This is a genomic window from Rhodococcus sp. IEGM 1406 (assembly GCF_030056745.1).
In the GTDB taxonomy this organism is placed as follows: Bacteria; Actinomycetota; Actinomycetes; order Mycobacteriales; family Mycobacteriaceae; genus Rhodococcus_F; species Rhodococcus_F erythropolis.
The window spans coordinates 142410-154801 of the sequence record NZ_JASHKO010000005.1 but is presented as its reverse complement, the minus strand read 5'-3'; the positions used below and the strand labels follow the sequence as shown (position 1 = coordinate 154801).

The window sequence follows — 12392 nt, the reverse complement described above, 5'->3', positions numbered from 1 at the left end:
CCCCTGGGCATGCTTGCACCCGAACATCTGACACTCTTGAAGGCGTGAATCCGTCCACTGCACAAGCCACAGCCGTCGTCGACGAACTGGTTCGTGGTGGCGTGCGTGAAGTCGTGCTGTGTCCAGGCTCTCGCAACGCGCCCCTCGCATTTGCCCTCCAGGCCGCCGATCTCGACGGCCGGTTGCGTCTGCACATGCGGATCGACGAGCGGACAGCAGGCTTTCTGGCACTCGGACTGGCAATCGCCGGGAAACGACCGGTCCCCATCGTGATGACCTCCGGGACCGCCGTCGCGAATCTCGGACCTGCTGTCCTCGAGGCCAACTATGCGCGAGTGCCGCTGGTGGTCCTGAGCGCCAACCGGCCTTACGAGATGCTCGGCACCGGCGCCAACCAGACCGTCGAGCAGCTCGGGCTCTTCGGCAGTCAGGTTCGCGCAACCATCAGCCTGGGCTTGGCCGAAGACGATTCGACGCAGAACAGCCAGTGGCGCTCGGCGGTCTGCCGGGTCCTCGCCGCTGCCCGCGGAACCAGATCCGGAAACGCGGGTCCGGTGCATTTCGACATCCCGCTCCGTGAGCCGCTGGTGCCGGACGTGCACGTCCATGGCCCGGTTCCGGAGGGCCGTCCAGGCGGTGCAGCCTGGACCACCACCCAGAACGCGACGCTCGATGTTCCGGTCGATCTGGACCTCACCGCAGATACGGTGGTCATTTCCGGACATGGCAGCGCACTTCGGCCTGAGCTGGCCGGCCTGCCGACGGTGGCCGAGCCGACGGCTCCGATGCACGGGATCGCACTGCATCCACTCGCGCTCTCGCAACTCAAGCCCAAGCAGGCGATCATCACCGGCCGCCCGACGTTGCATCGTCAGGTCTCGAAGGTGTTGGCCGATCCGAGCGTCGACGTCTACGCGCTGACCACCGGGCCGCGCTGGCCCGACGTATCCGGCAACGTGCTCGCCACCGGAACCAGGGCAGTGGTCACCGGGACGCCCGATCCCGCCTGGATTGCTCGATGCGCCGCGCTGACCGAACACGCCGAAACTGCCGTCCGCAAGCAACTCGACGCCCACCCCAAGGCCACCGGCCTGCACGTGGCAGCTGCCGTGATGGATGCACTCGCGGACGGCGACCAGCTTCTGCTCGGCGCCTCCAACCCCGTTCGCGACGCGGCCCTCGTGAGCTATCCCAAGCCCGCTGTCCGGGTGCTGTCCAATCGCGGGGTCGCAGGTATCGACGGCACCGTCTCGGCGGCGGTCGGTGCCGCATTGGCGTACGAGGGCGGCCGGACCGTCGCTCTCATGGGCGACCTGACCTTCCTGCACGACGCGTCCGGGCTGCTGATCGGGACCGGTGAGCCGAGGCCGAGCGACCTCACCATCGTCGTGGCCAACGACGACGGCGGCGGCATCTTCGAGCTCCTCGAACAAGGCGACCCGCAGTACGCCGGCGTCTTCGAGCGAGTGTTCGGAACACCGCACGGCATGGACCTCGCTGCGCTGTGCGCGGCCTACCGCGTGCCGCACGCAGCCGTCACCGTCGACGCCCTGGCAACGACGCTGGCGCAACCCGCAAACGGCATTCGTGTGCTCGAAGTCGCGACAGATCGCAGTGGACTGCGCGAACTCCACGCTTCCGTGCGAGCACAGCTGTGACGCAAACGGTTCTGCGTCGCCTCCGCATCGGCGTACTGGTGGTTGCGGTCGGCATTTCGGTGCTCGCGGTGATCCTGGTTCTCGGTGCCTGGCGCAACGATCGGACCATCGAATCGAACATGGGGACCGCAACTGCCGAGGTGCTCTCGGCAGGCTCGCTACGTTCGGCGATCAGCTTCGTGACACCGGACGGCGCCAACCACAACCCCGAACTCGGCGTGCTCTACCCCACCAATCTGACTGTGGGACAACGCATCGAGGTGGAGTACTCCAAAGCCGACCCTGATTTGGTCCGGGTAGCGGGACGCAACGCGACGGTGGCGCTGATCCCGGCGGGATCGGTGATCGTCGTGACGTGGCTCCTGGCTGGACCGTCGATCTGGTACCTGCGCAAGCGGGAAGCGGGAGCTCCGGGATCGGCACCGGTCGCCTCGAGTTAGTTCGCGCTTCGCCGGAACTTCACACGAACATGACGTGGACTTTTCCTGGCCCTGTCACCGTTCTCGGTGTGAGAGTAGCCATCGTTGCGGAGTCATTCCTGCCCAACATGAACGGCGTCACCAACTCGGTACTACGCGTGCTCGAACACCTCGATCGCACTGGCCACGACGCCATGGTCATTGCGCCGGACACTGTCGGATCCGACACCTCTGCCGCCACCGAACACGAAGGTGTTCAGGTGGTTCGGGTGCCCGCCGTCATGGTGCCCAAAGTCAGTTCACTCCCCGTCGGCCTGCCACAACCGCGTCTGACGACGGCCGTGCGGACCTTCGCGCCCGACGTCGTCCATCTGGCGTCTCCGTTCCTGCTCGGCGCCGGGGGAGTGGCCGTCGCCAAGCGGCTCGCAATACCCACCGTCGCGGTTTACCAGACCGACGTCGCCGGATTTGCCGAAAGCTACGGTCTCGGCGTCACCAGTCGCGCCGCGTGGGCGTGGACCCGTCGAATCCACAAGAGCTGCAACAGGACCCTTGCACCCTCCACGTCGGCAGTCGACGCCCTCGAAGAGCACGGCATTCCGCGCGTGCACCGATGGGCCCGCGGCGTCGACGCACAACGATTCGCGCCTTCGCGTCGTAGCTCGGCGTTGCGGCAGTCCTGGATCGGCGACAGCGACCAGTTGGTGGTCGGCTTCGTCGGTCGCCTCGCGCCCGAAAAGCACGTCGAGCGACTGGCCGTGCTGGCGGCCGATCCCAGCGTGCAGATCGTGATCGTCGGAGACGGCCCGGATCGCGAGAACCTACGACGACTGATGCCGGATGCGATCTTCACCGGACAACTCGGCGGTACCGCGCTGGCCGACGCCTATGCGAGCCTGGACGTATTCGTTCACCCCGGCGAGCACGAGACCTTCTGCCAGGCGGTTCAGGAAGCCCTCGCGAGCGGTGTACCTGTCGTCGGACCGGACGCCGGTGGCCCGCGTGACCTGATCTCGCATTGCCGCAACGGCTACCTCCTGCCGACGGACAGGTTCACCGAACTCCTGCCAAGCGCAGTCGACGCACTTCGTCAGCGTGATCTGCGGGTGCAGTTCGGCTCCGCGGCGAGGCGCTCGGTGCTGCACCGGACCTGGCCGGCAATCTGCGAAGAGTTGCTCCGTCACTACGAGGACGTGCAGGGCCTCGGGCGGCGAACGGGTGCCAGAGCAGCCTGAACGCCCTCGCTGCCCGAGGGTTGGTAGCGTTTCGGGTGTGGCCAATACACACGGAACCCGAGCAACTCTCGAGAAGCAACCGCACGAAGTCGCGTCGATGTTCGACGACGTCGCGGAGCGATACGACCTCACCAACACCGTGCTGTCCTTCGGCCAGGACAAGGGTTGGCGCAAGGCCACCCGCGAAGCCCTCGACCTCAAGCCGGGCGAGAAGGTACTCGACCTCGCCGCCGGAACCGGAGTCTCGACCGTCGAACTGGGGCGCTCCGGTGCCTGGTGCGTCGCCACCGACTTCTCCAAGGGAATGCTCAAGGCCGGAATCTCGCGCAAAGTTCCGATGGTCGCAGGTGACGCGATGTACCTGCCCTATGCCGACAACGTGTTCGATGCCGCGACGATTTCCTTCGGCCTGCGCAACGTCTCCGACTTCGAAGCCGGACTGCGCGAGATCGCCCGCGTCACCAAGCCGGGCGGCCGCCTCGTCGTCAGTGAGTTCTCGACGCCCGTCTTCGGGCCCTTCCGCACGGTCTACATGGAGTACCTCATGAAGGCGCTCCCGCAGGTCGCACGCACCGTCAGCAGCAACCCCGACGCCTACGTCTACCTCGCCGAATCGATCCGTGCCTGGCCGACCCAGGAAGAGTTGGCACGCAAGATCGAGGCTGCCGGGTGGAAGAACGTCAAGTGGCGCAACCTCACCGGCGGCATCGTGGCGCTGCATTACGCCACTGCCTGAACTGCTGTGCGCCTTTATTAACCGCGGGCGGTTAATAAAGGCGCACAGCACTTGCTCAGCCGAACAGCGGTCGGGAGTCGATCTTTCTCGACGCGGCCCCCGACGCACGCCATGCCTTCGCCGTCAGATCGGCGTCGGCGTCGGTGACGAGGTTCCCCATCACCCGAACGGCGACCGTCATCAGTGCCCGTGAGCGCATCGCGATCGGGCCCGAGGCGGGCAGGAATTGCGGAACCGTCAGCAGGCCTGCGAGCCGGCGCGCGACCGAGAACGCCTGCCCGTAATGCTCCCGAAGCACGGTCGGCCACAGCTCCGTGAGGTCGTCGGCGCCGAGCTGTTCGACCACCAGACGTCCGCCTTCGAGGCCGTAGTCGATGCCCTCACCGTTGAGCGGGTTCACACACGCTGCGGCGTCGCCGATCACGGCCCAGTTGCGTCCGGCGATGTTGGAGACGGCGCCGCCCATGGGTAGCAAAGCCGAAGCGACGGAATGAATTTCGCTGCTCCACTGCCACTCGCTTCGGCGCTGGTCGGTGTACAAGTCGAGCAAGGGACGTAGGGCACCCGGCGCCGGGCGCTTGGACGTCGCCAGTGTCCCGACGCCGATGTTCACCTCGCCGGTGCCGAGCGGGAAGATCCAGCCGTACCCCGCCTGCAACGTGCCCTCGGCGTCCCGCAGTTCCAGATGCGAGGTGATCCACGGATCGGCGCTGCGCGGCGTCGCGACGTAAGCGCGTGCCGCGACGCCGTACGCGGTGTCCCGGTGCCACTGCCGTCCCAGCTTCTTGCCGAGCGTCGAGCGAACGCCGTCGGCGATGATCAGCGTCCGGCAACGAAGAGTGCTGCGTCCCGAGGGGCCGGCGAGTACGACGGCGGCTACTCGATCACCGTCGAGTTCGACGTCGACAGCCTTGGTGCCCTCGACCATGACCGCGCCGGATTCGACGGCGCACCGGCGAATGGCGTCGTCGAGTTCGGTCCGGGGGATCGCACTGCCGATCGGCGGGAACGACGTCCCTGGCCACTCGAGTTCGAGTTCTTGGCCGAAGCCGGACAACCGTAGTCCCTTGTTCGTCGTATGTGACCGAACCCACTCGCCGAGGCCGAGGAGATCCAGTTCGGCCACGGCGCGCGGAGTGAGTCCATCACCACAAGTCTTGTCTCGCGGGAACACGGCAGCGTCCACCAGCACGACGTCTCGGCCACTGCGGGCGGCCCATGCCGCGGCCGAAGAACCCGCGGGACCTGCGCCGATGACCACAATGTCGGTTTCGGCCGGAAGCGAATCGACGACGGGGGACTGCTCTTCTACGGACACACTCACATCTTCCCAGGCTCGCGATCGCCACCGTGGCGAGGCCGTCCCGAGTGCGAACCGCTAGGTTCACTACCGTGGGAACCGAGCCGTCACTGACGACAGGAATGGGTACTGACATCGTGAGCACCGAAAAGACTGCTGCCGACGCAACCGCATCGAGCACCGTCGTTGCAGGCATCGACCTGGGCGACGAACAGCTCGCCGCAGTAGTGCGTGGTGGACTCTCCGATGTCGAGGAGTTGTTGGTCAGCGAGCTGTCCGACGGCGAAGACTTCCTCACCGAGGCCGCGCTGCATCTCGCGCGAGCCGGGGGAAAGCGCTTCCGTCCGTTGTTCACGATCCTGACCGCGCAACTCGGACCGGTGCCGAACGATCCGTCGATCATCACCGCAGCGACTGTCACCGAACTCGTTCACCTGGCGACGCTCTATCACGACGACGTCATGGACGAGGCGTCCATGCGGCGCGGAGCACCCAGCGCCAACGCCCGCTGGGGAAACAGCGTGGCGATCCTGGCCGGCGACTATCTGTTCGCGCACGCATCACGCCTGGTATCGACGCTCGGACCCGAAGCTGTTCGGATCATCGCCGAAACCTTCGCAGAGCTGGTCACCGGCCAGATGCGCGAGACGATCGGCGTCAAGAAGGAACAGGATCCGGTCGAGCATTACCTCAAGGTCGTGTGGGAGAAGACCGGTTCGCTCATCGCTGCATCCGGACGATTCGGCGGCACCTTCTCCGGCGCCGACGCAGCTCACATCGAGCGTCTCGAGCGCCTGGGTGACGCCGTCGGCACCGCGTTCCAGATCTCCGACGACATCATCGACATCTCGTCCGTATCGGCGCAGTCCGGCAAGACTCCGGGCACCGACCTGCGCGAGGGTGTCCACACCCTGCCCGTCCTGTACGCGTTCCGCGAAGAAGGAGCCGACGCAGATCGCCTGCGGGAGCTGCTCGCGGGCCCGGTCACCGAAGACGCACTGGTAGAAGAAGCTCTCGAACTGCTCGAGCGTTCGCCGGGCATGGTCAAGGCGAAGGCAAAGCTGGGCGAGTACGCAGTCTCGGCAAAGGCCCAGTTGGCTGAGCTCCCGCAGGGACCGGCGAACGAAGCGCTCGTGCGCCTCGTGGACTACACGATCGAACGAGTCGGCTGACACACCTGGGGTGAAACCCTGACGACCCTGGGTGGGAACCCTGATGACCCTGTCCTTCGTTGACTGAACAGAACCGGTGCATACGCCGGGAGTTCGGGTGAGCCTTCGGCTCCAGCGAGGCAAGAGGTGAGCAGTTTGCACGGCTACGCGAACGGTGCGAAGACATTCGGGTTGTTGGTGGGGATGTCGGCGCTGATCGTCTTCATCGGTTCGCTGTTCAACAGCCCGTTCCTTCTGTGGGGATCCGTTCTGTTTGCCGTCGGCATGAATGCCTACGTGTACTTCAACAGCGACAAGCTGGCGCTTCGATCGATGCGCGCCCAGCCCATCACCGAGGTCGAGGCACCGGCGATCTACCGGATCGTGCGCGAACTCGCCACGACGGCGCACCAACCGATGCCCAGGCTGTACATCAGCCCCACGAACGCCCCGAACGCGTTTGCCACCGGTCGTAGCCCTCGGCACGCCGCGGTGTGCGTGACCAGCGGAATCATGCAGATCCTGAACGAACGCGAACTGCGCGCCGTACTCGGGCACGAACTCTCTCACGTCTACAACCGGGACATTTTGATCTCGTCCGTGGCCGGCGCGATGGCCAGCGTCATCTCGGGCCTGGCCAACTTCGCGATGTACGCGAGCATCTTCGGTGGCCGAGGGAACGGGCAGGGAAGTAATCCGATCGCCTTGCTGCTCGTCTCCCTACTGGGACCGATCGCGGCAACCGTGGTCAAGCTGGCCGTCTCGCGCTCTCGCGAGTATCAGGCTGATCAATCGGGAGCCGAGCTCACCGGTGACCCATTGGCGTTGGCGTCGGCGCTGCGCAAGCTCGAGTCGGGCGTGGCAGCCGCGCCGTTGCCGCCTGAGCCCAAGCTCGCGGCGCAGTCACACCTGATGATTGCCAACCCCTTCAGAGCGGGGGACAAGGTGAGCAAGCTGTTCTCGACGCATCCGCCCATGGCGGATCGTATCGAGCGTTTGGAGAAGATGGCCGGGATGTAAGGCCTTCGGCCCCTGTGCACGGTTAGGTAGTCCCAGGACTCCTTAACCGCGCACAGGGGCGCAGCCCCTACTACCGGTAGTTCACGAACTGCAGGGCGATCCCGAAGTCCTCACCCTTGAGCAGGGAGATGACGCCCTGGAGGTCGTCGCGCTTCTTGCTGCTCACACGAAGTTCCTCACCCTGGATCTGCGCCTTGACGCCCTTGGGGCCCTCGTCGCGAATCTTCTTGGTGATCTTCTTCGCGTTCTCGCTGCTGATGCCCTGGACCAAGGTTCCGGACAGCTTGTAGATCTTTCCGGACTGCGCCGGCTCGCCGGCATCGAATGCCTTCAGCGAGATGTCACGACGGATCAACTTCTCCTTGAACACGTCGAGGGCGGCAAGCAGTCGCTCCTCGGTGTCGGCGTTCAACGTGATCGTCTCTTCACCAGACCACTCGATCGACGCTCCCGTGTTTCGGAAGTCGAAACGCGTGGTCAACTCCTTGGCAGCCTGATGCAGGGCGTTGTCCACCTCTTGACGGTCAACCTTGCTCACCACGTCGAAGGACGAATCAGCCACTTCACACTCCCGCTTTCCGGTAGTTCACGAACATCGAGTTCTGCCCACCTTCCATACCGGTGGACACCTCGACGTTATCGGGTCGGCACCGCCCGTTACCACCCGGTTTGCAAAATGGGGGTGTGTTCGTTGTATTCTTCTCACCGCACCGAGGAAGCCGTTTTCGGCCGCCGCACGTCGCGATATACTTGCGAATGCGCCGGATCGAAGCCTGGTGCAAGCACGGCAGATTGCCCGAGCGGCCAATGGGAGCGGACTGTAAATCCGTCGGCTTATGCCTACGTAGGTTCGAATCCTACATCTGCCACACCAAGTCAGCCCCGATTCTTTTTACGAGAGTCGGGGCTGACTTTTTTGTGCTTGTTCCGAGGTCGGGTGCGCGTTGGTGACGCCGGCGTCGGCTGCGGCTCAGGGGTCTCGGGAATGCTTCTTGGGATGGCTTCGGGGGAGTGCGGGGTCAAGTTGGTTCCCGCAAAGCCCTCGCCAGCGGCCCCGATCGGTGCAACAATGGGCTCCGGCACCATTTTTACCCCGATGACCAGCGGATTTGGTGCTGGCGCTCGTTCGTGTGTAATCTTTCGGAGGCTTCAAGAGAGCGGCAACGCACTCCTGAGCCACGCCCCCTTAGCTCAGTCGGTAGAGCGTTTCCATGGTAAGGAAAAGGTCAACGGTTCGATTCCGTTAGGGGGCTCGCTGGATTGTGGTGCCGTGCTTTCCGCGCGACACTCGACACCGAGGCGGTGTAGCTCAGTTGGTAGAGCAAACGACTCATAATCGTTGCGTCGCCGGTTCAAGTCCGGTCACCGCTACACAATATGCATGATCCACCCTGATTGCTCGTAATCAGATACACCCGAAAGAAGGCATCCCGTGGCCTCCTCGACCGACGTTCGGCCCAAGATCACCTTGGCCTGCGAGGTATGCAAGCACCGCAACTACATCACCAAGAAGAATCGGCGCAACGACCCCGATCGCCTGGAGCTCAAGAAGTTCTGCCCCAACTGCGGAACCCACCAGTCGCATCGCGAGTCGAAGTAGTAAGTCCTTAACAGGACGACGATTTTCGCGGAAGACCCTCTCGGGGCCTGCGTCTTCGGGTCCTAGCTAGAAGAGAGTCTCACCGCGTGACAGATTTGCAAGAGAACCAGGCAGCGGCCGAGGTCCCTACGGACCCGGCCGCTCATGCCGTCCAGATGGTCGGTCACCACTATCGTGTCGAAGACTTCTACGAGGTCGGACGCGAGAAGGTGCGCGAGTTCGCTCGCGCCGTCCAGGACGCGCATCCTGCGCACTACGACGAATCGGCAGCCAAAGGCCTCGGATACGACGGCCTGATTGCTCCCATTACGTTCGTCGCCATCGTAGGTGCCATTGCTCAGCGACGTCTGTTCGAAGAGATCGTCACAGGCTACGACTTGAGTCAGATTCTTCAGACCGATCAGCGACTGGTACTGCACAAGCCCATGCAGGTCGGTGACCGACTCTTCTGCGACGTTTTCCTGGATTCGTTCAGGCAGGCCGCAGGTAGCGACATCATCGTGACCAAGAACATCATCACCGATCAGAACGACGAAGCAGTTGTCACCACGTGGACAACGCTCGTTGCTCGAACGGGTGGGGAAGTGGACGAGAACATCGCCCACGCAGTCAAGGACGTGATGATGCATGTCGCTTCGTAAATTTTCCGACGTGAGTGTCGGCGAACTTCTCCCCGAGAAGTCCGTCACCCTGACGCGTGGAAACCTCGCCAACTACGCGGGTGTTTCGGGAGATCCCAATCCGATTCACTTCAGTGACGAGGTCGCACGACTTGCCGGCTTGCCGGACGTCGTCGCGCACGGCATGCTCTCCATGGGCATCGGTGCCGGCTACGTCACCGAATGGCTGGGGGATCCGGGCGCAGTGACCGAGTACAACGTACGGTTCACGAGCCCGGTGATCGTGGCAGCCGACAAGGCTGCCGAGATCGAGTTCACCGCCAAGGTGAAGTCGATCGACGAAGAAAGCAAGACCGCAGTACTGGCAATCGTGGCCAAGTCCGAAGGTAAGAAGATCTTCGGTCGTGCCACCGCCACGGTCCGTCTAGCCTGATCGCAGGGCGGATTGTGTTTGTTCCGGGGCTTTGAAGTACACTGAGATTTCTGGGATTCCTCAGCGCTGCGCGCTGCCCTGAATGTTGCAAGACATTCACCTCGGGTAGCGCGTATGTTGTGTGATCGCAGAACGGTTGATTCAGGCAGGGTCCACCTGTCGATGTCAACCAAAGGGGCGTAGCTCAACTGGCAGAGCAGCGGTCTCCAAAACCGCAGGTTGCAGGTTCAAGTCCTGTCGCCCCTGCCCCCGGATGCCAGCGACTGAGAGGAACGACGTGAGCGAGGAGCGCGCCAAGCGCGACGCCGACACTTCGGATGCGGAGACTTCAACGTCTGCCGATTCGACCGGTGTCGACGACACTGCAGCTGACGCGACTACGCGTTCCGATCTGTCGTTGGACAAGGATGGTGCCGAGAAGGCTCCCTCCGCATCCAGTGGGGTTTCCAACAAGCCGACCGGCAAGCGCGCTGCACGCGGCGCCTCGGTCAGCGCGTCCACCGTGAAGACTCCGGCCCGGACGGCATCCCGGACATCTTCGGCCAAGCCGACTGCAACGAACCCCGGCAAGAAGCCCAAGGCGAAGAAGGACAACATCTTCAAGCGCCTGCGCAAATTCTTCCGCGAGGTCATCGCAGAACTCCGTAAGGTCATCTGGCCGAACCGCAAGCAGATGATCACCTACACCAGCGTCGTGCTGACGTTCGTGGTCTTCATGGTCGCTTTCATCAGCGGCGTCGATATCGCTGTGATCAAGGGTGTCACCTGGCTGTTCGGCTGATCGCCGTAGCAGTCGGGCGTCTTTGCCTGCGAGCGCGACAAGACCCGACCCGGGTCCGAGTAACGAGAGGAAGCGAGTGCCCCAGTGAGCACCCCCGAGAACGACACGAATGAGGCTTTGGCCGAAGAGCGTGTTTCTGCCGAGGCGGCAGCCGAAGTAGACGTCGTGGTTGCCGAAGGCACCGATGCAGACGTTGCCGAAGGCACTGATGCAGACGCTGCAGCGACCGAGGACGTCATCTCCGACGATGCCCAGAACTCCGACGAGGCCGCTCCCGCCGCCGAGCTCGAGGTCGAGGATCCCGTTGCCGAACTCAAGGCTGCGCTGCGTCGCGCCCCGGGTGACTGGTACGTCATCCACTCGTACGCCGGTTACGAGAACAAGGTCAAGACCAACCTCGAGACTCGCGTTCAGAACCTCGACGTCGGTGACTACATCTTCCAGGTGGAAGTTCCCACCGAAGAGGTCACCGAGATCAAGAACGGCCAGCGCAAGCAGGTCAATCGCAAGGTTCTGCCCGGATACATCCTCGTTCGCATGGAGCTCAACGACGAGTCGTGGGGCGCAGTGCGCAACACGCCTGGCGTCACCGGTTTTGTCGGTGCCACGTCGCGTCCCTCGCCGCTGACCCTCAACGAGGTCGTCAAGTTCCTGCTCCCGCAGCAGGAGCAGAAGAAGCAGCAGGCTGCAGCGGCCGCCGTCGCAGCAGGCGAGGCACCGTCCGAGTCCTTCGGCAAGCCCCTCATCGAGGTCGACTTCGAGGTCGGCGAGTCGGTCACCGTCATGGACGGCCCGTTCGCAACCCTTCCGGCCAGCATCAGCGAGGTCAACGGCGAGCAGCAGAAGCTCAAGGTTCTCGTGTCGATCTTCGGTCGTGAAACCCCGGTTGAGCTCAACTTCAACCAGGTCGCGAAGATCTGACCACCCCAAAACTTGCAATTTGTTCGACGCAAGACACACACCCAAGCTAGAAACTAGGAACTAGAGATGCCCCCAAAGAAGAAGAAGCTCGCCGGGCTCATCAAGCTGCAGATCCAGGCAGGTCAGGCTAACCCTGCACCTCCCGTGGGTCCCGCGCTCGGTCAGCACGGCGTGAACATCATGGAGTTCTGCAAGGCCTACAACGCGGCGACTGAGTCCCAGCGCGGCAACGTTGTGCCGGTCGAGATCTCGGTCTACGAAGACCGGACCTTCGATTTCAAGCTGAAGACCCCTCCCGCCGCCAAGCTGCTCCTCAAGGCAGCCGGCGTCGCCAAGGGCTCCGGCGAACCGCACAAGACCAAGGTTGCCTCGGTGACCATGGATCAGGTGCGCGAAATCGCGAAGACCAAGGCTGAAGACCTCAATGCCAATGACATCGAGCAGGCCGCGAAGATCATCGCCGGCACCGCTCGTTCCATGGGCATCACGGTCCAGGGCTAATAGTCCGCTCCACAGCA

Annotated in this window: 14 protein-coding genes and 4 tRNA genes; 16 read left to right on the top strand and 2 right to left on the bottom strand. The window is 63.6% G+C overall.

Going from position 1 to position 12392, the window contains the following annotated elements; all coding sequences use genetic code 11:
- Positions 1–44 precede the first annotated feature (44 nt).
- The 4 genes from menD (at position 45) to QM596_RS22645 (ending at position 4048) form a co-directional block, all read left to right on the top strand.
- Positions 45–1658, top strand: a complete 1614-nt coding sequence (gene menD / locus QM596_RS22660; RefSeq protein WP_020906813.1) for a 2-succinyl-5-enolpyruvyl-6-hydroxy-3-cyclohexene-1-carboxylic-acid synthase — start codon at positions 45–47, stop codon at positions 1656–1658.
- Positions 1655–2098: a DUF3592 domain-containing protein gene (locus QM596_RS22655; RefSeq protein ID WP_020906814.1), complete on the top strand. Its 444-nt coding sequence runs from the start codon at positions 1655–1657 to the stop codon at positions 2096–2098. The genes menD and QM596_RS22655 overlap by 4 nt, the downstream gene beginning before the upstream one ends.
- Positions 2099–2166: 68 nt before the next feature.
- A complete protein-coding gene (locus tag QM596_RS22650) occupies positions 2167–3312 on the top strand; it encodes a glycosyltransferase family 4 protein (RefSeq protein WP_024487303.1) in 1146 nt (381 codons plus the stop codon).
- A gap of 37 nt (positions 3313–3349) precedes the next feature.
- The gene (locus tag QM596_RS22645; RefSeq protein ID WP_283309974.1) at positions 3350–4048 is read left to right on the top strand and encodes a demethylmenaquinone methyltransferase; all 699 of its coding nucleotides are present in this window, start codon (positions 3350–3352) and stop codon (positions 4046–4048) included.
- Between the two features lie 55 nt (positions 4049–4103).
- Here QM596_RS22645 and QM596_RS22640 read toward each other — a convergent pair whose 3' ends face one another.
- Positions 4104–5366 carry a geranylgeranyl reductase family protein gene (locus QM596_RS22640; RefSeq protein ID WP_397510097.1) on the bottom strand — a complete coding sequence of 421 codons (1263 nt, stop codon included), beginning with the start codon at positions 5364–5366 and terminating at the stop codon, positions 4104–4106.
- 104 nt (positions 5367–5470) lie between these two features.
- Here QM596_RS22640 and QM596_RS22635 point away from each other — a divergent pair, with 104 nt between their 5' ends.
- Together QM596_RS22635 and htpX are read left to right on the top strand one after the other, a co-directional pair.
- Positions 5471–6520 carry a polyprenyl synthetase family protein gene (locus QM596_RS22635; protein WP_020906817.1) on the top strand — a complete coding sequence of 350 codons (1050 nt, stop codon included), beginning with the start codon at positions 5471–5473 and terminating at the stop codon, positions 6518–6520.
- A gap of 135 nt (positions 6521–6655) precedes the next feature.
- Positions 6656–7519: a zinc metalloprotease HtpX gene (htpX, locus tag QM596_RS22630; protein WP_029254860.1), complete on the top strand. Its 864-nt coding sequence runs from the start codon at positions 6656–6658 to the stop codon at positions 7517–7519.
- Positions 7520–7589: 70 nt separating this feature from the next.
- Here the strand turns inward: htpX and QM596_RS22625 are convergent, their stop codons facing one another.
- Entirely contained in the window at positions 7590–8081 is a 492-nt protein-coding gene (locus QM596_RS22625) for a YajQ family cyclic di-GMP-binding protein (RefSeq protein ID WP_003941854.1), read from the bottom strand.
- Positions 8082–8305: 224 nt separating this feature from the next.
- Here QM596_RS22625 and QM596_RS22620 point away from each other — a divergent pair.
- From QM596_RS22620 to rplK, 10 genes are all read left to right on the top strand, one after another.
- Positions 8306–8388: transfer RNA gene (locus QM596_RS22620), tRNA-Tyr, on the top strand.
- A 311-nt stretch (positions 8389–8699) separates the two neighbouring features.
- Positions 8700–8772, top strand: a tRNA-Thr gene (locus tag QM596_RS22615).
- 45 nt (positions 8773–8817) lie between these two features.
- Positions 8818–8890, top strand: a tRNA-Met gene (locus QM596_RS22610).
- Positions 8891–8951: 61 nt separating this feature from the next.
- Positions 8952–9119: a 50S ribosomal protein L33 gene (gene rpmG / locus QM596_RS22605; protein ID WP_003941903.1), complete on the top strand. Its 168-nt coding sequence runs from the start codon at positions 8952–8954 to the stop codon at positions 9117–9119.
- A gap of 86 nt (positions 9120–9205) precedes the next feature.
- Positions 9206–9760 carry a (3R)-hydroxyacyl-ACP dehydratase subunit HadA gene (gene hadA, locus QM596_RS22600; RefSeq protein ID WP_019744315.1) on the top strand — a complete coding sequence of 185 codons (555 nt, stop codon included), beginning with the start codon at positions 9206–9208 and terminating at the stop codon, positions 9758–9760.
- The gene (gene hadB, locus QM596_RS22595) at positions 9747–10172 is read left to right on the top strand and encodes a (3R)-hydroxyacyl-ACP dehydratase subunit HadB (RefSeq protein WP_003941909.1); all 426 of its coding nucleotides are present in this window, start codon (positions 9747–9749) and stop codon (positions 10170–10172) included. Before hadA ends, hadB begins: the two co-directional genes overlap by 14 nt.
- Before the next feature lie 173 nt (positions 10173–10345).
- Positions 10346–10418, top strand: a tRNA-Trp gene (locus tag QM596_RS22590).
- Positions 10419–10449: 31 nt separating this feature from the next.
- Positions 10450–10953 carry a preprotein translocase subunit SecE gene (gene secE / locus QM596_RS22585; protein WP_020968963.1) on the top strand — a complete coding sequence of 168 codons (504 nt, stop codon included), beginning with the start codon at positions 10450–10452 and terminating at the stop codon, positions 10951–10953.
- An 84-nt stretch (positions 10954–11037) separates the two neighbouring features.
- Positions 11038–11874, top strand: a complete 837-nt coding sequence (gene nusG, locus QM596_RS22580) for a transcription termination/antitermination protein NusG (protein WP_283309973.1) — start codon at positions 11038–11040, stop codon at positions 11872–11874.
- A gap of 66 nt (positions 11875–11940) precedes the next feature.
- Positions 11941–12375: a 50S ribosomal protein L11 gene (gene rplK, locus QM596_RS22575; protein ID WP_003941896.1), complete on the top strand. Its 435-nt coding sequence runs from the start codon at positions 11941–11943 to the stop codon at positions 12373–12375.
- Positions 12376–12392 lie beyond the last annotated feature (17 nt).

What these genes read in the sequence shown, in the direction of transcription:
- QM596_RS22635 (WP_020906817.1), top strand. Translation starts at nt 5,471, where the DNA reads ATGGGTACTGACATCGTGAGCACCGAAAAGACTGCTGCCGACGCAACC.
- hadB (WP_003941909.1), top strand. Translation starts at nt 9,747, where the DNA reads ATGTCGCTTCGTAAATTTTCCGACGTGAGTGTCGGCGAACTTCTCCCC.
- rplK (WP_003941896.1), top strand. Translation starts at nt 11,941, where the DNA reads ATGCCCCCAAAGAAGAAGAAGCTCGCCGGGCTCATCAAGCTGCAGATC.